An 18,505-nucleotide genomic window follows, 5' to 3' on the forward strand; every position below is an offset into this window, starting at 1 on the left:
CCCCTTCGCCGGCACCAGCCGGGCGATGCCGGCCTGGGTGAAACCCATGATCAGGATCTGGCGGCTCAGCTGGGCGGTCATCACCAGCGCCAGGTCCGCGCCCAGCCCCAGCGCGATCACCGACACCTCGGTCACGCCGCCGGGGATCAGCGCCAGCAGCGTGGTCATCAGCGGCCAGCCGAAGGCGGCGTGGGCGGCCAGGGCCGCGGCCAGCGTGATCAGGAACAGCATTGCCGACCAGGCGGTGGAAGCCAGCAGCAGCCCGCGGCCGCTCACCTGCTCCAGCCGACGCAGGCGCAAACCGGAGGTGCAGCCGATGGCGACCTGGCACAGCGCGATCAGCCACAGTGGCGGCACGAAGTCGGTGAAGCCGCTGCCGTGGGCCAGCCCACTCAGCACCGCCGGCACCAGCAGCAGCCCCATGCGCATGCCCAGCCGCCGCGCCAGCCAGCGCCCGCCCAGGGCGCAGCCGGCGAGCACCAGCCAGTCCGCGACGCTGCCGCCGGCGAGAGCGGCGCCATCGGCCACCGCCGGCGTACCGGCGGCCGGCGCCGCCCAGTGCGCCACCAGCGTGATGCCGCCGATGATGAAGACGAAGCGCACCAGGTGCACCGTGGCGATCATGCCCGGATGGCCGCCCAGGCTGGCACCGTAGGCCAGGATCTCGCTGAGGCCGCCGGGCATGGAGGCGAAGAAGGCGGTGACCGGATCGAAGCCGCCGCGGCGGCGCAGGTAGGCATTGCCCAGCCATAACAGCAGGCCGGTGTTCAGCCCAACCACCACGACCACCGGCCACAGCGCCACCACCTGGCGCAGGAAGGCCGGGGTGACCGAGCAGCCGATCAGCACACCGATCACCAGCAGCGCCGCCTCGCCCAGCGGCTTGGGCAGGCGGATGCGTTCGTCGGCGCGCGAGGCCACCGCCGCCGTCAGCATCGCCCCCAGCATCCAGCCCAGCGGCACCGCGGCGGCATGCAGCAGGCCGCCGCCGGCCAGCCCGAACGCCAACGCCAGCGCGCCGCCCCACCACGGCAAGGGTGGCGCCGCCTTCAAGCGGCCACGCTCGGACGCCAGTGCGTCTCGTTGTAGCGGCTGACGCGGCCGCTTTCGAGATCGAAGGCAAGACGCTCGGTCAGCGTCTCCAGCGCGCGGCCGTAGAGGTGGAAGTGCAGCGCCGGCCGGTCGGCGACGACGTGGATGCTGTGGATATCGTCGCCCAGGTACAGCCCCGGCTCGCCCGGGCGCACCACCTGCTCGCACAGCAGTTCCAGGCTGCCGCGCGCCGGATCGCTGCCATCGTCGCTGCGCTGGTAGATGCGGTTCAACTCTTCTCCTTCGACGGCGACGATCACCGCCCAGGTCTTGTGGTTGTGCGGCACGCTCTTCTTGCCCGGCAGCAGGGCCTGCAGGTAGAGGGCGTATTCCTGGCCCTCGCCGACGTGCAGCTGATAGCGGGTGGACAGCGGCGCGCCCGGTGCCGGCAGCGGGAAGTCGGCGAAGGAGAAGAGGTCGCGCCGCTGCGCCAGCCGGGCCAGCACCCCGGCGCTGCGGCGCAGGCTGTCGCGGTCTGTGCCGTGCTCGCGATGCAGCGCGCGGATCTCGGCGATGGCGGATTCTATCTGCTGCTTACGTTCGTCTCTGGGATTCATGGTCGGGCTCCGGTCGAGGATGGAAAGGGGGAAGAGAGGAGCGGCGGCGCCGCTCCCGGACTGCGGGGAAACTCAGCGCATCAGCCGCTGCAGGCCGAAGCCGCGCTCCACCAGGATCACCGCGGCGAAGGACAGCGCCACCATGGTCACCGACACCGCGGCGATGGTCGGATCGCTGTTGTAGGAGGCGTAGCTGAAGAGCTGCACCGGCAAGGTGCTGAAGCCGGTACCGGTGAGGAAGAGCGACAGGCCGACGTCGTCGAAGGAGACGATGAAGGCGAACAGCCCGGCGGCGAACAGGCCCGGCCCCAGCTGCGGCAGCGTCACCCGCAGGAAGCAGCGCCACGGCCCGGCGCCCAGGTTGCGCGCCGCCAGCAGCTGGCGCCGGTCCAGCGCCGCCAGGCTGGCGACCAGGGTGCGCACCACGTAAGGCAGCGTCAGCGCGGTGTGGGCGACGAACAGGCGCGAGGGCTGGTGCGTCCAGCCCCAGCTGGAGAACACCGCCAGGATGGCCAGCGCGCTGAGGATGAGCGGCACGAACAGCGGCGACATCAGCACGCCCAGCAGCAGCCCGCGGCCGGCGAAGTCGCGGCCAGCGATGCCCAGCGCCGCCGCCAGCCCCAACGCCAGCGCGCTGCCGGCGGCGGCCAGCGCCAGCCAAAGGCTGTTGAGCGCGGCGTCTACAAACTCCGGCCGCGCGAGCATCGCCGCGTACCAGCGCAGCGACGGCCCGCCCTCCGGCAGGCTGACGTAGTCGCGCGGCGTCAGCGACACCAGCAGCACCATCACCAGCGGGCCGAGGATGAACAGCGTCACCAGCGCGGTCCACAACACCAGCAGGCGGGAAGGCCGGGCGTTCATCGCGCCGCTCCCGCCGCGCCGCGGCCCTCGCCCAGGCGCGCCAGCAGCGCCACCACCGCCCACACCAGGGCGAACAGCACCGCTGCCACCACCGCTGCCTCGCGCCACTCCAGGTAGTTGATGGCGAGGTCGTACACCTCGGTGGCCATCACCTTGGTGGCGGTGCCGCCCAGCAGCACCGGCACGATGTAGGCGCTGGCGCTCATGGTGAACACCAGCACCGCGCCGGCGGCGATGCCCGGCAGGCACAGCGGCAGCACCACCCGCCACAGCACCTGCCAGCGCCCGGCGCCGAGGTTGGCGGCGGCCAGCAGCAGGCGCTCGTCCAGCTTCAGCACCGAGGCCGACACCGCCAGCAGCATGTAGCCGAAGAACACATGGGTGAGGCCGACGACCACGCCGAAATCGTTGTACATCAGCGCCAGCGGAGCGAAGCCCGCCCACGCCAGCGCGGCGTTCGCCAGCCCCTTGGGGCCAAGCAGCACCACCCAGGCCAGGGTGCGCACCACCACGCTGGTGAGCAGCGGCGACAGCAGCGCGACGAACAGCAGCGAGCGCCAGCGCGGCGCGATGCCGCGCATCAGCAGCGCCACCGGGAAGGCCAGCAGCAGGCAGGCGAGCACCGTCAGCAGGCCGATGCGCAGGGTGCGGGCGACCAGCCCCCAGGCATGGGGATCGCCGAGGAAATCGGCGTAGGCGGAGAAAGACAGCCGCCAGCCGCCGCCGGCGTCCGCCGCGCTCACGCTCAGCGCCAGCAGCTGCAGCACCGGCAGCAGGAACAGCGCGCCGATGAAGAGCAGCGCCGGCAGCGTCAGCAAGGCGCCGCCCAGGCGCTGCGGCCGCGCGGCCGGGCCGGCGCAGGAGACAGCGGCGGCGCTCACGACAGCGCCTCCAGCAGCCGCGCGCCGCCGGCCTGCGGCGCGCTGGCCGCCTGTGCGGCATCCGGCTCCGGCGGCGGCAGCGGAATCATGTCCGCCACCGCCCACGCCACGCCCACCTGGGCGCCCGGCGCCAGCCCGGCCGCCCAGGCGCCGGCGGCGCATTCGCCGGCCAGCAGCAGGCCGTGCAGCTCCACCTCGAAGCGCAGCGCGGCGCCCAGGTAGGTGAGGCTGCGCAGGCAGCCGTCGAAGGCGGCTTCGGCCGCGCTCAAGCCACCGGCGCCCTGCCCCGCCGGCAGCAGGCGCAGCGCATGGGCCGGGATGGCGTAGCGCGCCTCGCCGGCGGCATCGGTGAGCACCGCCTCCGCCGGCAGCGGCAACACCGGCGCACCGCCCGCCGGCCGCAGCCGGAGGCCGGCGGCATGCCGCTCCAGCCGGCCGGCGACGACGTTGCCGTGGCCGACGAAGTCGGCGACGAAGGCGGTGCGCGGCCGGGTGTAGATGGCCTGCGGCGTGTCGAACTGCTGCAGCCGGCCGCCGCCCAGGATGGCGACGCGGTCCGAAGTGGCGAAGGCCTCCTCCAGGTCATGGGTGACCAGCAGCGTGGTCATGCCGGTGCGGCGGTGGATGTCGACGAAGTTGTCGCGCAGCTCGCGGCGCAGCCGCGGGTCCAGATTGCTCAGCGGCTCGTCCAGCAGCAGCAGGCGCGGTTCCAGCACCAGCGCCCGCGCCAGCGCCACCCGCTGCTGCTGGCCGCCGGAGAGTTCGCGCGGATGGCGGCCGCCCAGGCCCTCCAGCCGCACCAGCTCCAGCGCCTCGCCCACCCGGCGGGCGATCTCCGCCCGGCCGGCCTTGCGCATGCGCAGGCCGAAGGCGACGTTGTCGAACACCGTCATGTGCGGGAACAGGGCATAGCTCTGGAACACCATGGCGGCGCCACGGCGGTGGCTGGGCAGGCCGCGCAGCGAGGCGCCGTCGAGCAGGATGTCGCCGGCGTCGGGGTCGATGAAGCCGGCGATCATGTGCAGCGTGGTGGTCTTGCCGCCGCCGGAGGGGCCAAGCAGCGAGACGAACTCGCCGCGGCGCACCGCCAGCGACAGCCCGTCCACCGCCGCCTGGCCGCCGAAGCGCTTCACCACGCCGTCCAGGCGCAGGAAGGCGGCGTCGGCGCGCGCCGTTTCAGCCATCGTCGCCATGCCGCTCAACCGCCCAGCGCGCGTTCCAGCTTGCGCGTCCAGTCGCGGCGCTCCTGCACCACCACGTCGTCGTCGATGGCCGGCATGCGCGCCAGCGTGTCCTGGTCGGGCACGCCCAGCTCGCGCAGCTCCGCCGGTACCGCCACGCTGGCGTTGGCCGGGCTGTAGAACAGCTCGCGCATCAGCCGCGCCTGCGCCTCCGGGGCGAGGAACCAGTCGACGAAGCGCTGCGCCAGCTCCGGGTTGGGCGCGCCCTTCACCGGCGCCACCATGGTGGAGCTGACCACCGCGCCCTCCTTCGGCAGCACGAAGGCCAGGCCGGGCAGGCGCTTGACCAGGGGCAGCGCCCGTATGCTGCTGTTCACCCCCACCAGGTATTCGCCCAGCAGGATCTTCTCCTCATGCTTGGCCGCCGCCGGCTCCAGCACCCGGGCGCACTTGCCCAGCGCGGCGAAGCGGGCGATGCCCTGCTCCACTTTGGCCGGATCGCCGCCGCCCAGCATCAGCACCGCGTTGAGGGTGTAGACCTGGCTCGCCCGCTCCAGGCCAAGGTGGCCGCAGAATTCCGGCCGCGACAGGTCGTCCCAGCTTGCCGGCGGCGCCCAGCCACGTCTGGCGAACTCGTCCTTGCGGTAGTACAGGCCGGTGACGAAGGTGCCGATGGCGGCGCCGTCGCCCGCCTTGGCGCGGGCGCGCGGGGCCAGATCCTTCCAGTGGCCGACGATGCGCTCGTCTATCGGCGCCAGCAGGCCCTGGCTGGAAGCCAGGCGCTGGGTGACGTTCTCGAACAGGATCACGTCGTATTCCGGCTCGGCCTTGGTCGCCGCCAGCTTGGCGACGTTGCCCGGCGCGGTGCCCGGCACCCACTGGATGCTGACCTTGTACTGCTGCTCGAAGGGCTTGAAGACTTCGCGGTAGACCTCGTCCAGCTGGCCGCCGAAGGAAGCGACCACCAGCTTGCGCGGCGTCTCCTGGGCGTGGGCGGGCGCGGTGCCCAGTAGCGGCAGCGCGGCGGCCAGGGTGAGCAGGCGCAGGCCGGCGGCCAGCGTGCCACGGCGTGCGGCATTCGGGGATGGGCGCTTCATGCGTGGGACTCCTCCAGGGGAGGCGCGGCGCTGCGGCCCGGGCTGGCCTCGCTTGCAGCGGCGCGCAGCGCATCGATCAGCGCCAGCGTGCGCACATGGGCCGCGGCGGCGGCGGCGGCGTGGAAAGGCGGATGGCCGAAGCGGCCGAAGCCGTGGTCGGCGCCGGCATGCACCGTCAGCTCCACCTCGGGCCGGCCCGCCACTGCCGCGCGCACCGACTGGATCAGCTCCGGCGGCGTGCGCCAGTCCAGCTCGCCGAAATGCAGCTGCACCGGCACCCGGATACGCTCGCCCTGCGCCAGGTGGCGCGCCATGTTGGTGGCGTACCAGCCGCTGGCGCCATCCACCGCGCCGGCAGCGGCGGCGAGGAAGGCCAGCTCGCCGCCCAGGCAGTAGCCCACCGCGATCACCGGCGTGCCGGCCGGCAGGCGTTGGCGCCAACCGGCAGCCAGCGCGGCGATGTCGCGCACCGCCAGTTCGCGGTCCAGCGCCCCGGCCAACTCGCGGCCCCTCTGCTGGTGCTCGGGCGTGTATTCCAGGTGCTGGCCGGGCTCCTGCCGCCAGTAGAGGTCGGGCACCAGCACATGGAAACCCTGCCCGGCATAGCGCTCGGCCACCTGGCGTATCCAGCCGTTGATGTTGTAGATCTCCGGCAGCACCAGCACGGCGGCGCCGGCCGGCTGCAGGGGTTCCGCCGCATAGGCCTGGAAGCGGCCGTCGGCGGTATCGATATCGACGAGGGGAAAACTCATGTTCGGGGTCTCCGGGCTTGCGGGGAGGTGAAGGGGGAAAGGCCGGTGGAGGGCGCGGTACTGCCCGCCGCAGCGGCGGGCGAACACCCGGCTGTCGCCGCAGCGTCGGCGGAGCCTGCGCCGCCGGCCAGGAAGAAGCGCTCGCCGTCGCGGGCGAGCTGGGCCAACAGCTGGCGCTCCCAGTCCAGGTAGGCGCGCATCGCCTGGTGGTTGCCGCGGCGGCGGTCGTGCGCCCAATACAGCACGTCCACCCGCTGCGCCGGCGGCAGCAGGCGCTCCGCCTCGGCCGCGTCCGGCATGTGCAGCGGCAGGCCGGCCCGCTCCCAGGCGCGCAGGCCGCCGGCCACCACCGCGATGCGGCCGGCGGGCGCCTGCTCGGCCAGATCCAGGCCGGCAAGGTGGGCGGCGGCAGCGTCTGCGGAAAACAGCAGCAGTTCGGTGCCGGCGCGCGCCTCGGCGACCACCGCCTGCAGCCGGGCGCGGTTGGCCCAGCGCGCGCCCGGCGGATGGGCGCGCAGGAAATCGGCGCTGCCATCCAGGCACCAGGCGCGGGCGCCGGCCTGCAGCCGCGTCGCCGCCTGCGCCGGCGACAGTTCCGGCAGCCCGGAGCGACGGCCAACGGCGAGTTCGAGTTGAACCCTGGCGGCGGCGTCCGCATCTCTGGCGCCGTTTTCCGCGGCGGCGGCCGGGCCGCTCACGCAGGGCAAGCCGGCCTCGCGCGCCGCCGCCAGGCCGCCGGCCAGCACCGCCGCCGGCCAGCCCAGGGCGCGCAGCCAGTGGGCGATCTGGTGGGCGCGCACGCCGTCGTCGTCCACCAGCACCACCCGGGCGCCCAGGGTGGCCATCCAGCGGTCGCTGGCCTGCAGCAGCTGGCCGCCGGCGGCCCAGCGGGCGCCGGCCAGATGGCCGGCGGCGTATTCCTCGGCGCTGCGGACGTCGAACACATAGGTGGTCCGGTCGCCGGCTTCGCGCCAGGCGGCCAGCACCGCAGCGGTGATCTCCGGCGTACCGGACTGCTGCGCCAGGCGCTGCGCATGCTCGCGGCCGAAGGCGGCGGCGGCGGCGCTGGGCGATACCATCGGCGCGGCGTCACCGCTCTCCAGCGCATGGCCGGCGAGCTGCCAGCCGTGGCAGCCATCCGCCAGCGCCACCACCCGGTTGGGCACGCCGGCGGAGATCAACGTCTGCGCGCCGACGATGCCGCGGGTGCGGCCACCGCAGGCCAGCACCACCAGGGTGTCGGCCTGCGGCACCAGATCGCGGAAGCGGTGCAGCAGTTCGCCACCGGGGCAGGACAACGCGCCCGGCACATGGCGCAGCGCATGCTCGGCCGGAGTGCGCGGGTCCAGCACCTGCAGGGCGACGCCTGCCGCGCGCAGACGCAGCAGTTCGTCGGCGCTGATCGCCGGCGTGGCGTGGCTGTGTTCCAGCCATTCGCCGAAGGCCTTGCCCGGCACATAGACGCCATGGAATAGCTCGCCGCCAGCGGCGGCCCAGGCCGGCGTACCGCCTTCCAGCACCGCCAGCTCGCGGTAGCCCAGCGCGGCCAGGCGCCGGGCGGCGACAGCGGCGATGCCGTCGCCGTGGTCCACCAGCACCAGCGGGCAGGCCAGCCGCGGCACCAGCGGCGGCACCAGCAACTCCAGCCGGCTGTAGGGCGTGCTGGCCGCCCACAGCAGATGGCCCAGGCCGTATTCGCCCTCCTCGGCGACGTCCAGCAGCGCCAGTTCGGGCGCGCTGGCCAGTTCCGGCGCGGCGCCGGGGCGTACCTGCGCCAGCCGGTGCTTGAGCGCCTGCGGGCTGATTGCGCGTATCGCCGTCATGCCGGCACTCCCGCGCTGCGAGGCGCCGCGGCAGCCTGTGCCAGCGCGGCATCCAGCCGCCGCAGGCTGTCCGGCGCGCCGAAGCCGCCGGCGGCGGCGAGCAGTTCGCCGGCCACCTCCGCCGGCAGATGGGCCGTCAGGGTGCGGAACTTCTGTTCCAGCGCCGGCCAGTCCATCGGCCGCCCGGGGCTGCCGAAGGCATGCTCCACCCGCTCTAGATGCAGGCGGCCGTCGTTCAATTCGATCTCCAGCCGCGCCGAGGTCCGCGCCTCGCCCTCGTCCGCCACCACCTGCACCTTTGCGGCCAGCGCCTGCAGGGCCGGCTCCGCCAGCCGCGCCGGGGCGAAATCCTGCGGTGTGGCGGCATGGCCGTGCAGGCCGAGGGCGATACACCAGGCCAGGCTGAAGCGGGCCTCGGTGGCGGTGGCCGGCGCCTGCCGGGCGGCGACCCGGGCCGCCAGCGGATGGACGAAGACGCGCAGCGCGCCCATTTGGGCTGGCGCCACCGCGATGGCTGCGGCACGGGCGGCATCCAGCGCCGCATGGGTAAGCTGGCAGGCGGCGTAGGGCTTGAAGCTGTTGTCCAACAGCGCGGAACGGCCGTCCAGCGCCGGAGCAAGCGCCAGGCCGGCATCCTGCAGCAGCGTCGGAAACAGGCCGCCAGGTGCCTCAAACACCGCGGCTGCGCCTTCGTAGCCGGCTTCGGCGAGTTCGGTGGCGATCACCGCGCCCATGGCCGCCTGGCCGGCGTGCAGCGGCTTGGCCATGCTGCCGAAGGAGGCGTTGAGGCCGCCGGCGCCGGTGGCGGCCAGGGCCAGCGCATGGGCGGTGCGCACCGCATCCAGCTCGAGGGCATGGGCGAGCGCGGCCGCGGCGCCGATGCGGCCCAGCACCGGCGTGGCGTGCCAGCCCTGGCTGGTGAGGCGCACACCCACGCCCTCCCCGCCCAGCGCAGCGCCGACCTGGAAGCCGGCAGCGAAGGCGGCGAGCAAACGCTGCGGCGGCAGCCGGCGGGCGCCGCCGACGGCCAGCAGCGCCGCCCACAGCGGGCCGCTGCCGTGCATCACCGAGGGAATGTGGGTGTCGTCGAAATCCAGTGCATGGGACAGGCCGCCATTCACCAGCGCCGCCACCGCCGGCGCGGCCAGCCCGCCGGACAGCAGCCGCGCATCACCGCCGCTGCGCCAGCCGGCGGCCACCCGGGCGAGGATGCGCGCCTCCGGCTCGACCACGGCGGCGAGGGAAACGCCCAGCCAGTCGAGCAGGCAGCAGCGCGCGGCAGCGGCGGCCTCCTCCGCCAGCATCTGGCGTCGGGGATCGACCAGCCAGCCGGCCAGCTGGCTGGCGACGGTTGCGGCGGCGGCCATCAGTTCGCCTCTATGCCGGCGTCGGCGATGATGCGGCCCCAGCGCTCATGGTCGCGGCGGATGAAGCCGGCCAGTTCGGCGGCGGAACTGAAGCGCGGTTCGGCGCCGGCCCTGGCCATGCGCTCGCGGAAGTCGGCGGAAGCCACCACCTTGCCGACCTCGGCGTTGAGGCGGGCAACGATGGCCGGCGGCAGGCCCTTGGGGCCGAGCACACCGGCCCAGGTGGTGACCACCAGCTCGCGCCCGCCCGCTTCCGCCATGGTCGGCACCTGCGGCAGCACCGGCGAGCGCTGGGCGCTGGTCACCGCCAGCGGCTTCAGCTTGCCGCCGGCGATGAGGCCCAGGGCCGAGGGCAGCGTGGCGAACATCGCCTGCACATGGCCGGCGGCGACGTCGGTCATCGCCGGCCCGCCGCCCTTGTAGTGGGCATGCAGGATGGAGATGCCTTCCAGCGTGCGGAACAGTTCCGCGCTGAGGTGGTTGGTGGTGCCGACGCCGGAGGAGGCGAACGCCACCTCACCCGGCTTCTGCCTGGCCTCCGCCACCAGTGCGCCTACGCTGTCGGGCTGGTCGGGCGCGGTCACCAGCACCATGGAGAAATCCACCACCGCCGCCACCGGGGTGAAGGACTGCTCCGGGTCGTAGCGCAGGTGCTTGTACAGCAGCGGCGCCACCGCGACCTCGTTGGCGGTGGTGAACAGCAGGGTGTAGCCATCTGCCTCGGCCGCCGCCACGGCAGCGGTGCCCAGCGTACCGGAGGCGCCGCCGCGGTTCTCCACCACCACCGGCTGGCCCAGCGCCAGCGTGAGCTTGTCCGCCAGCGGCCGCGCCACCAGGTCGGCCAGGCCACCCGGCGGGAAGGGCACGATGAGCTTGACCGGCCGCGCCGGCCATTCTTCGGCATGGGCGCCGGCAGGCACGAACACGGTCGCGAGGGAGAGCGCCACGGCGATGGCGCCGGCGCGGATGCTGCGGGTTGCGGACATGACTGCTTTCCTGGGGGCTGGAACTGGCGCGCATCCTAGGAAGCCGCTGTCGGCTTGGGAATTCTCAATAAATCACATGCTTATCTGTTTTGATGGCAGCGCCCCGCCCCGCTACTCGCCATTTGCATGCGCGTCCGCGGCAAGCCCCTGAAAGGAAAAGAGCGGAGAAAAAACATGCCGCGCGCCGGTTTGTCAGCGGCATGCGCCAAAACATAAGCAGCGCTGAAGTATTCGCTAGCGCGCTTGATCCTTGCGCCGCCCGCCGGCGGTGGCGCGGCGCTCCGCCGCCTCCCTGCCCTGGCCGCTCTTGAGCAGCGCATAGGCCTGGCGCACCAGCGGGTTGACGCTGCCCGGCCGCACCCACAGGTAGTAGCTGATGTCCGGCAGGCGCGGAAAGCCATCCTTCTCGCCCAGCACCCGCATGTCGCCGCCCAGCAGGTCCATGCTGCGGGCAGTGACGCCCAGGCCGGCGCGCAGCGCGGCCTTGATGCCGGTGGGGCTGGACGAGGTGTAGGCCTGGCGCCAGGGAATGCGGTGGCGCTCCAGCGCCTCCAGCGCATAGCGGCGGAAGATGCTGGGCTCGTCGCCGAGGATGAGCGGCACCGGCTGCTGCGGCACCGGCACGAACTGGGCGGCGCACAGCCACAGGGTGGGCGAACTGCGCAGCACGAAGCCCTCCAGCGTGGCGTCCTCCCGGGTGGAGATGGTGATGTCCACCACGCCGCGATGCAGCGCCTCCATCAACTGCGGGCTGCGGCCGACCTCGATCTCCAGCCGCAGGTCGGGCATGAAGCGGGCGATGTGGCTGAGCACCTGCGGCAGGATGGTGTCGGCGATGTCGTGCGGCGAACCGATGCGCAGCGAGCCGCCGCTGCCGCTGTCGCGCAGCGCCAGCATGGCGTCGTCGTTGAGGGCGAGCATGTCGCGGGCGTAGCGCAGCAGGTGGTGGCCATGCTCGGTGAGGCGCTTGCCGCGGCCCTGCTTCTCGAACAGGGTCTGGCCGAGCTGGGCTTCCAGGCGCTGCATCTGCTGGGTGACCGCGGACTGGCTGCGCTGCAGGCGGGAACCGGCGCCGGCGAAGGTGCCGTGGGTGGCGACGGCGACGAAGCTGCGCAGCAACTCGAGATCGAAGGTGGGCGTGATGGACATGGACGGCACCCGGCGGCAGCCGGGCAAGCGGACGGACGAGGGCGCCGACTATTGCGCAGCCGCCCGCCGCCGGCAAATCACGAATACGGCATAGCTTTGCGCCTATTCAGCGCAGCGGCGCGCCATCCCCGGCCAGCAGCAGGTTCACCGTCTTCATCGCCTCCAGGTTGGTGAGGATGCCGACGTGGCTGTCGTCGAAGCCGTAGATGCGCTCGGCCTGGGTCTGGGCTTCGGTGGCGAGTTCGCTGGCAACCGAGACCACGCCGTCGTTGGCGCGGCCCAGGGCGCTGCCGCCGCCGTAGGTGAACAGCAGATGGTGGCGGGTGCCGGCGGGCAGGAACTGCACCTGTGCGCCTCCCTCCTGGCCGGTGTAGAAAAGCTCCCGCAGGTAGCTGCTGCCGGGCACGATGTCGCGCCACACCGGCACCACCACCGGCGAGGAGGTAATGCCGCGCAGGGCCGCCTCATGCCCGCCCCAGGGGGTGGACAGGCTGATGAACAGCGGCACTTCGGCCGGCGCGTTGCGCTCGGCGCGGCGCAGCAGGAAGCCGCGCGCCACCAGCCCGCCCATGCTGTGGGCGACAAGGTGGAAGCGCTTCAACCGGTAGTGCAGTTCCAGCTCCAGCATGGTGCTGGTGAGGATGTCCACCGTGGTGTCCAGACCGAGGCCGGAGGCATAGGAGAACACCCAGGGCTGGAAGCGCTTGCGGTCCAGCTGGCCGACGAGGGCGGCGAAATCGCGCGGCGAACCGTTGATGCCATGCACGAATACCACCGGGATCTTGTCCGGGTCGTAGGGCTCCAGCAGGTAGATGCCGCTGCGGCCGGCGAGGATGAAATCCAGCGGACGCCAGCTGCTGGCTGCGGCGATTTCCGGGTCGAAGCGGGAGTCTTCCAGCGTGGTGACGTCACCGAAGGAGAGCAACTGGCCGCCGCTGACGGCGGGCCGGTTCACCGCCGGCCGCGGCCGCAGCTGGCCGAGGGTGGGCAGGCCGAAAGCGGCCGCTGCGCTGGGCGCGGCCTCCGCCGGCACCCGCAGGGCGATGTCGGCGAAGACCTTGCCGGCGCTGCAGCTCACACTGCTCCTGGGATCGAAGGCCAGCAGGGGTTCGCCGGCGTCGTGGCGGAAGTTGCCATTGCTGTCGCGGAAGGCGGCCAGGCCATAGTTGCCGGGGCCGACGATGAAGCCCCAGGCGCCTTCCCGCTCCATGACGAAGTAATCGACCTGGCGCCAGGCGGGTTGCGCCGCATCGGAGGCCACCGCGTCGTCATGCAGCAGCGCCACCACATACGGGCCGGAAGCCCCGCCCTCGTCGGCCAGCGTGCCGGCGACGGAGCAGGCGGTGGACATCTGCGCCAGCTGGCCGCGCAGCGAGAACATCATGCAGCCGCCGCTGGCCAGCGCCAGCAGCATCACCGCGAGCAGCGCCAGCGCCCGCCGCAGCGTCGTTGTGGTGAAGAGGCCGGCCCCCAGCGCCCGGCCCCGGTATGGCTTGCGTGTACGGACCGCAAGGGTCGCCATCGGATTTCCCCGCCGTGATGAAAGACGCCGCCCGGGTCGGGACGGCACAGGACGAGCGGGATTATCGCGATGACGGCGGGGCAAGGTCCAGCCGGACAGCCGCGCCGCCCGGGCTTCCGCACGATGCGGCGGTGGGATTACCCGCGCCCGGCCGGACGTTCGCCGAGGTGTTCGCTCAAATGCTCGATCAGGCGGGCGAGCAGCAGCGGATGCGGCTCGTGGCCGACGCCGGGCAGGATGTCCAGCGTGGCCGTCGCCCCCAGGCTGCGCAGGCGCTGGGCCGCGGCCTCGGCCAGTTGCGGCGCCATCACCGTGTCGGCCACGCCGTGCAGCAGGTGAATGGCCGCCACCGCCGGCTTGTGCTCCGGCAGCGTGGCATAGCGGCCGGCGAGCGACGCGACCCGCAGCGCAGGCGGCTGCGCCAGCCGAGTGGATTCCAGCGCCATGATGCCGCCCTGGGAAAAGCCGACGATCAGGGTCTGCGCCGGGCCGACGCCAGCTTCCTGCTGCCACAGCCCGACGATGGAGACGAAGCCCGGCATGGCGGCATCCACCCTGGCCTGGCGGTTTTCCTCGGTCACGCCGCGCACCGAGAACCACTGGCGGCCGGCGGAAATGTCGGCGGGCTGGGGTGAGGCCACCGCCACCACCATCGCCTCCGGATCAGCCGCCGCCAGCCGGCGGCCGCTATCCACCATGGATTCCGGCACCGAGCCCACGCCGTGCATCAGCAGCACCAGCCGCACCGCCCGGCCGGGCCGGGCGACGATGATGGAGGGCGAGGGCATGCCGCCCGCTTGCGTCGTGTTGGACATGGCGGCGCCTCAGTCGCGGCTGATCCAGGTCGGCGCGATCTGCGTACCCTGCCCGGCGCCATAGCCGAAGTAGATGTTGAGCCCGGCCAGCGGCTCCAGGTAGCGGGCATTCCTCAGGCCGCCGGCATCCACCGCCTTGAAGCCCGCACTCTCCGCCAGCACCCGCACCGTCTGCTTGCCGCGCACGCCATCGCCGGCATAGAACACCGGCACCGTCTGGCCGTCGGCGAAGGCCGGGCCTTCCGCCAGCACCTGGGCGAACACGGTGTTGAAGGCCTTGACCACTTCGGCGCCCGGCACCGCCCTGGCGATCTCTTCGGCGGCGGAGGTGTCATGGCCGATCTCCAGGCCCATGTAGTCGGCGGTCAGCGGATTGGTCACATCCACCACGATGCGGCCGCCGAGATCGCCCAGGGATCTCAACGCCGGCACCGCGTCCGCATAAGCGGTGGCGACCACCACCACGCTGGCCTCGCCCAGCGCCTCGGCCGCCGGAAAGGCAGCCGCCCCCGGGTGCGCCGCGGCCAGCGCCTGCGCCTTGGCCAGATCGCGCCCGGTAACGCGCACCCGGTGCCCGGCAGCGGCGAACTGCTTGACGAAGCCTGAACCCATGTTGCCAGTGCCAATGACGGTGATTTCCATGTTCGTATTCCTCATTTCGCGTTTGGGGAGGCCCTCGAGGGCCGCTGCGCGTCGCATGGGACGGCATGGGCTGCAATGTACTGAGCGCGAAAACGTGGATAAACAGCGCAGGGATGCACAGACTGTCTCGATTAGAGAGACGATGCGAGACGGGTAGGCGATGGCAGACGGTTGCGGCGCAAGGTTTTCGCCGCAGGAAGAAGCAGACGGCGCCCGCTCAGCCCGGCGCTCGATCAAACGCATCCATGAGGATGAAAGTCCCCGGCTGGCGCTGATGGCTGTCGATCAGCGGCACCAAGCGGCGGAAGTGCTCGGTGCGGCAATGGGCGTCCAGCGCCGCCCGGTCCGGCCATTCCTCGATGAAAACGAAATGCCCGGGGTCTTTCTGGTCGACATGAAGTTCGTAGGCGATGCACAGCGGCTCCTGGCGGGTCTTCTCCACCAGTTCCCGGTACAGCGGCATCACCGCTTCCAGGTGCTCGAGCTTGATGAAATCCTGGGCGATGACCTTGAGCATGGGAAACGCGGCCTCCTACAGCCGTGGCAATGCCCGCCGGCCGCAGCCGGCGCGGGCTCACATGAAGTTGTAGCGCAGGGTGACGCCCACCGTGCGCGGCGCCGCGGCCGACACGGTGTAGGCGCTGACGGTGTTGCTGCCAGTGTAGTAGTAGCGCTTGTCCAGGGCGTTGCGCGCCCACAGCGACAGTTCCCACACATCGCTGCCGCGGCTGTACTGCCAGCCGGTGGCGAGGTTGAGCACGCCGTAGGCGGGCAGGCGGTTGTAGCGGGAATTGTCCAGCGAACCGGGGGCTTCCGAGCGCCAGGCGTAGTTGGCGCTCACGTACTGCTCCACATGCTCCGCCCACGGCCAGCGGTAGCTGCCGCCGACGTTGGCGGTCCACAGCGGCGCGCCCTGCACCTGCTTGCCGCCGAGGTCGCAGCTGGACGGCGCCCCCGGGTTACGTTCGGCCGGGCAAGGGGCATTGTCGAAGGAGCGGTAGCTGGCGTCGTTGTACATGCCGTTGAAGGACAGCGTGAGGCGACGGGTGGGCCGCGCTTCGATCTCCCATTCCACGCCCTTGCTCTCCACCTCGCCGACGTTGGTCAACACCTGGTAAACGACGAATGAGCCGGGCGCGGCGCGCATCCCGGTGGCCTGGTAGTCCTGCACCCGGGCATAGAACAGGCTGGCGTTCAGCCGCAGGCGCTTGTCCCACAGCAGGCTCTTGAAGCCGACTTCCAGGCTGCGCGCGCGCTCCGGGTCGACCTTGAGACTATCCTCGCCCAGCGTCGGCGCGGCACCGACGCCGTTGATGTTCACCCCGCCGGACTTCTCGCCGTAGGAGAGATTGGCGAAGGCCAGCACGTCCGGCGCCAGTTCGTAGGAGAGGCCGAGCAGGCCGGAGGGGCTGACATCCTGCACGGTGATGTCGTCCGACCGCCAGGCGCCGACCTGGCTGTCGCGGCCGGCCTGGAGCAACGGCACGAACAGCGGCGCGGCATTGAGCGGCGCGTCGCGGCGGCTGCGCGCCACCTTGCGCTCATAGGTGGCGCGCACGCCGGTGGTGAGGTCCAGGCGCTCGGTGAGGTGCCAGTCGGCCTGGCCGAACAACGCGAAGCTGTCGGTGCTCATCTTGCCGTGGGTGGCGGAGGTGATGCCGTTGAGCACGTTGGCGCCCAAGGGCGCCGTCACCGGCAATGCCAGCACATCGGCGCCGCTGCCATAAGTCAGCCAGTTGCTGCTGCTGATGTCCTGGTGGAAATAGTAGGCACCGAGCACGTAGTCCATGGCCCCGCCGGTGGGCGAGGCGAGGCGGATTTCCTGGGAGACCTGGCTGTCCTTCACCCGGAATTCGGAGTCGCTGAAGATGTCGGCATTGGTGCCGTCGATATCGTTGTGCGAGCCGAACTCCCAGGAGCGCCAGGCGGTGATGGAGGTGAGGCGATAGCCGCCGCCCAGCTCCCAGTTGGCCTCGGCGGACAAGCCGCCTTGCTCCACCTTCATCTTCTGCGGGCCGTCGATGTTGACGTGGTAGCGGTCCGGATCGATGCGGATGCCGGTGGCGCCGGCCAGCTGGGCGGCATCCACCAGGTAGCGGAACCCCGCCGGCGACGGCCCCACGCCATAGAGCATGGTGGTGCCCTGGCTGCCGCTCTCGTGCTGGTAGTCGGCGATCAGGCGCAGGCTGAAATCGCTGTCCGGGCGGATCAGCAGCTGGCCGCGCACGCCTTCACGGGTCACGCTGTTGAGGCGGCGGTTGTCGTTGTCGTTCTTCAGCCAGCCGTCGTCGTGGGTGCCCACCACCGCGATGCGCGCCGCCACCGTATCGCTCAGCGGGCCGGAAATCACCGCCTTGCCCTGGTAGTAGCCGCGCTCGCCGGCGGACAGCTCCACGCTGTTGTCCGGCGAGAAATCCGGTGCCCGGGTGCTGAGATTGAGCACGCCGGCAGTGGTGTTCTTGCCGAACAGCGTGCCCTGCGGCCCGCGCAGCAGTTCCACCCGCTCCAGGTCCACCAGATCCAGCACCGCCATGCCCGGACGGCCGAGATAGACGTTGTCCAGGTAGATGCCGACGCTGCCCTCCAACCCCTCGTTGGCCGGGTTGTTGCCGATGCCGCGCACCGCCAGGCTGAGCTGGCGGCCATTGGCGTAGCTGGCGTTCAGGCTGGGCAGCAGTAGCGGCAGGTTCTGCACCTGATACACGCCCTGGCGCTCCAGCTCGGCGCCGTCCAGCGTGCTCAGCGACACCGGCACCGCCTGGGCGGGTTCGGCCCGGCGGCGGGCATTCACCGTCACCGTCTCCAGCTGCAGCTCGGCATCCTCGGCGGCAGGTGCCCGAGCTGCCTCCGGCACCTGGGCCCAGGCGGCCGGGGCGATCAGGGCCAGCGCCAGTGCCAGCGGACGCCAGACAGGCAGCGGAAGGGAAGACCGGGGGAAGCCTGCGCCATCAATCTCGATGCGGGCGGTAGGGCGGGATCGGGAGCGCACGGCAGTCTGAAACCAAAAATTTCGGAGGCGGCATTAGAACCCGATACGCCGCCCCCTGTGAACCCATGAATGGAAGGGCCTGTGGCGGCTTTCATCGCCGCGCCCTTCATCGGCAGCCTGGAGCTGCGGTGGTCACGGCTGATACCAGGGCAACCCGGCCGCCCGCCAGCCGTTGATCACCCGCTGGCCGGCGGCGTTCGCTTCGCCCTCGAAGCCCTCCAGCACGGTATAGACGTGGCGGTAGCCGCGAGCCGAGAGCAGGCGGGCGGCCTCCGCGGCGTCCCCGGTGCCACGGCCCAGCAGCAGCACGAGTTCGTCGGGGCGCAGCCGGGCTTCGACCTGGGTGAGGAAATCCGGCACCGGCGCCCAGTCGGGAAAGCGGCGGAACTCGATCTCGAAGGCGCCGGGCACGCGGCCGACCAGCGCCCATTCCTCGCGCGAGCGGATATCGACCAGCCGGGCGTGCGCCCTCGCCTCCAGCACCGCCCAGGCTTCGGCCGGCAGCAGGCTGCCGTTGTAGCCGTAGGCGCCTTCCCGGGCCCGCGCCTGCGCGCGGCCGAGCAGCGCCTCTATGCGAGCGCCCATGTTCCGTCTCCTTTCATCCGCGGCCTCCAGCGGCGCATGCGCTGCGTCGCCGGCCTGGGTTCTTGTGCGGCGAGGCTAGCAAGCCGGCGGGCGGGGAGAAAACGAGCAATCTTCACAAGCTTTCCACCGCAGCCGCTAAGCCGGCGGAACACCCAGGCGCCGCGCCGGTGGAGAATGTCCGTGACCAGGCCTGAGCAGGGGGCGCA

The 18,505-nt window shown here is 72.0% G+C and carries 17 protein-coding genes; all 17 read right to left on the reverse strand.

Annotated elements, in window-relative coordinates; all coding sequences use genetic code 11:
* A partial coding sequence (locus tag GRF61_RS15145; RefSeq protein WP_169151470.1) for an AbrB family transcriptional regulator occupies nt 1–1,053 on the reverse strand: 1,053 nt, incomplete at its 3' end.
* Nucleotides 1,050–1,649: a cysteine dioxygenase family protein gene (locus tag GRF61_RS15150; RefSeq protein ID WP_169151471.1), complete on the reverse strand. Its 600-nt coding sequence runs from the start codon at nt 1,647–1,649 to the stop codon at nt 1,050–1,052. The genes GRF61_RS15145 and GRF61_RS15150, both read right to left, overlap by 4 nt.
* Before the next feature lie 72 nt (nt 1,650–1,721).
* The gene (locus tag GRF61_RS15155) at nt 1,722–2,510 is read right to left on the reverse strand and encodes an ABC transporter permease (protein WP_169151472.1); all 789 of its coding nucleotides are present in this window, start codon (nt 2,508–2,510) and stop codon (nt 1,722–1,724) included.
* Nucleotides 2,507–3,391: an ABC transporter permease gene (locus GRF61_RS15160; RefSeq protein ID WP_169151473.1), complete on the reverse strand. Its 885-nt coding sequence runs from the start codon at nt 3,389–3,391 to the stop codon at nt 2,507–2,509. The genes GRF61_RS15155 and GRF61_RS15160 overlap by 4 nt, the downstream gene beginning before the upstream one ends.
* Nucleotides 3,388–4,575 (reverse strand): ABC transporter ATP-binding protein, encoded by a 1,188-nt coding sequence (locus GRF61_RS15165; RefSeq protein ID WP_169151474.1) that lies wholly within the window; start codon nt 4,573–4,575, stop codon nt 3,388–3,390. The genes GRF61_RS15160 and GRF61_RS15165 overlap by 4 nt, the downstream gene beginning before the upstream one ends.
* Nucleotides 4,576–4,589: 14 nt before the next feature.
* Complete coding sequence (locus tag GRF61_RS15170; protein ID WP_169151475.1) at nt 4,590–5,669, reverse strand: extracellular solute-binding protein; 1,080 nt, start codon at nt 5,667–5,669, stop codon at nt 4,590–4,592.
* Entirely contained in the window at nt 5,666–6,421 is a 756-nt protein-coding gene (locus tag GRF61_RS15175; RefSeq protein ID WP_169151476.1) for a dienelactone hydrolase family protein, read from the reverse strand. Before GRF61_RS15175 ends, GRF61_RS15170 begins: the two co-directional genes overlap by 4 nt.
* On the reverse strand, nt 6,418–8,244 hold the full coding sequence (locus tag GRF61_RS15180; RefSeq protein ID WP_169151477.1) for a rhodanese-like domain-containing protein: 1,827 nt from the start codon (nt 8,242–8,244) through the stop codon (nt 6,418–6,420). The genes GRF61_RS15175 and GRF61_RS15180 overlap by 4 nt, the downstream gene beginning before the upstream one ends.
* Complete coding sequence (locus tag GRF61_RS15185; protein ID WP_169151478.1) at nt 8,241–9,611, reverse strand: MmgE/PrpD family protein; 1,371 nt, start codon at nt 9,609–9,611, stop codon at nt 8,241–8,243. Before GRF61_RS15185 ends, GRF61_RS15180 begins: the two co-directional genes overlap by 4 nt.
* A complete protein-coding gene (locus GRF61_RS15190) occupies nt 9,611–10,597 on the reverse strand; it encodes a tripartite tricarboxylate transporter substrate binding protein (protein ID WP_169151479.1) in 987 nt (328 codons plus the stop codon). Before GRF61_RS15190 ends, GRF61_RS15185 begins: the two co-directional genes overlap by 1 nt.
* A 234-nt stretch (nt 10,598–10,831) precedes the next feature.
* The gene (locus GRF61_RS15195; RefSeq protein ID WP_169151480.1) at nt 10,832–11,746 is read right to left on the reverse strand and encodes a LysR substrate-binding domain-containing protein; all 915 of its coding nucleotides are present in this window, start codon (nt 11,744–11,746) and stop codon (nt 10,832–10,834) included.
* A 106-nt stretch (nt 11,747–11,852) separates the two neighbouring features.
* A complete protein-coding gene (locus GRF61_RS15200; protein WP_169151481.1) occupies nt 11,853–13,268 on the reverse strand; it encodes an alpha/beta fold hydrolase in 1,416 nt (471 codons plus the stop codon).
* A gap of 137 nt (nt 13,269–13,405) precedes the next feature.
* Nucleotides 13,406–14,083, reverse strand: a complete 678-nt coding sequence (ypfH, locus tag GRF61_RS15205; protein WP_248281264.1) for an esterase — start codon at nt 14,081–14,083, stop codon at nt 13,406–13,408.
* A 9-nt stretch (nt 14,084–14,092) separates the two neighbouring features.
* Nucleotides 14,093–14,725, reverse strand: a complete 633-nt coding sequence (locus tag GRF61_RS15210; protein ID WP_169151482.1) for an NAD(P)-binding domain-containing protein — start codon at nt 14,723–14,725, stop codon at nt 14,093–14,095.
* Between the two features lie 217 nt (nt 14,726–14,942).
* Complete coding sequence (locus GRF61_RS15215) at nt 14,943–15,242, reverse strand: putative quinol monooxygenase (protein WP_169151483.1); 300 nt, start codon at nt 15,240–15,242, stop codon at nt 14,943–14,945.
* A 57-nt stretch (nt 15,243–15,299) separates the two neighbouring features.
* The gene (locus GRF61_RS15220; protein ID WP_211165996.1) at nt 15,300–17,714 is read right to left on the reverse strand and encodes a TonB-dependent receptor; all 2,415 of its coding nucleotides are present in this window, start codon (nt 17,712–17,714) and stop codon (nt 15,300–15,302) included.
* Nucleotides 17,715–17,846: 132 nt separating this feature from the next.
* Entirely contained in the window at nt 17,847–18,299 is a 453-nt protein-coding gene (locus GRF61_RS15225; protein ID WP_169151484.1) for a rhodanese-like domain-containing protein, read from the reverse strand.
* Nucleotides 18,300–18,505: the final 206 nt, after the last annotated feature.

Origin of the sequence: Azoarcus sp. TTM-91, assembly GCF_012911025.1 — a bacterium.
GTDB lineage: Bacteria > Pseudomonadota > Gammaproteobacteria > Burkholderiales > Rhodocyclaceae > Azoarcus.

What these genes read in the sequence shown, in the direction of transcription:
- GRF61_RS15190 (WP_169151479.1), bottom strand. Translation starts at nt 10,597, where the DNA reads ATGTCCGCAACCCGCAGCATCCGCGCCGGCGCCATCGCCGTGGCGCTC.
- GRF61_RS15185 (WP_169151478.1), bottom strand. Translation starts at nt 9,611, where the DNA reads ATGGCCGCCGCCGCAACCGTCGCCAGCCAGCTGGCCGGCTGGCTGGTC.
- GRF61_RS15175 (WP_169151476.1), bottom strand. Translation starts at nt 6,421, where the DNA reads ATGAGTTTTCCCCTCGTCGATATCGATACCGCCGACGGCCGCTTCCAG.
- GRF61_RS15195 (WP_169151480.1), bottom strand. Translation starts at nt 11,746, where the DNA reads ATGTCCATCACGCCCACCTTCGATCTCGAGTTGCTGCGCAGCTTCGTC.
- ypfH (WP_248281264.1), bottom strand. Translation starts at nt 14,083, where the DNA reads ATGTCCAACACGACGCAAGCGGGCGGCATGCCCTCGCCCTCCATCATC.
- GRF61_RS15180 (WP_169151477.1), bottom strand. Translation starts at nt 8,244, where the DNA reads ATGACGGCGATACGCGCAATCAGCCCGCAGGCGCTCAAGCACCGGCTG.
- GRF61_RS15155 (WP_169151472.1), bottom strand. Translation starts at nt 2,510, where the DNA reads ATGAACGCCCGGCCTTCCCGCCTGCTGGTGTTGTGGACCGCGCTGGTG.
- GRF61_RS15170 (WP_169151475.1), bottom strand. Translation starts at nt 5,669, where the DNA reads ATGAAGCGCCCATCCCCGAATGCCGCACGCCGTGGCACGCTGGCCGCC.
- GRF61_RS15200 (WP_169151481.1), bottom strand. Translation starts at nt 13,268, where the DNA reads ATGGCGACCCTTGCGGTCCGTACACGCAAGCCATACCGGGGCCGGGCG.
- GRF61_RS15150 (WP_169151471.1), bottom strand. Translation starts at nt 1,649, where the DNA reads ATGAATCCCAGAGACGAACGTAAGCAGCAGATAGAATCCGCCATCGCC.
- GRF61_RS15210 (WP_169151482.1), bottom strand. Translation starts at nt 14,725, where the DNA reads ATGGAAATCACCGTCATTGGCACTGGCAACATGGGTTCAGGCTTCGTC.
- GRF61_RS15225 (WP_169151484.1), bottom strand. Translation starts at nt 18,299, where the DNA reads ATGGGCGCTCGCATAGAGGCGCTGCTCGGCCGCGCGCAGGCGCGGGCC.
- GRF61_RS15165 (WP_169151474.1), bottom strand. Translation starts at nt 4,575, where the DNA reads ATGGCTGAAACGGCGCGCGCCGACGCCGCCTTCCTGCGCCTGGACGGC.
- GRF61_RS15215 (WP_169151483.1), bottom strand. Translation starts at nt 15,242, where the DNA reads ATGCTCAAGGTCATCGCCCAGGATTTCATCAAGCTCGAGCACCTGGAA.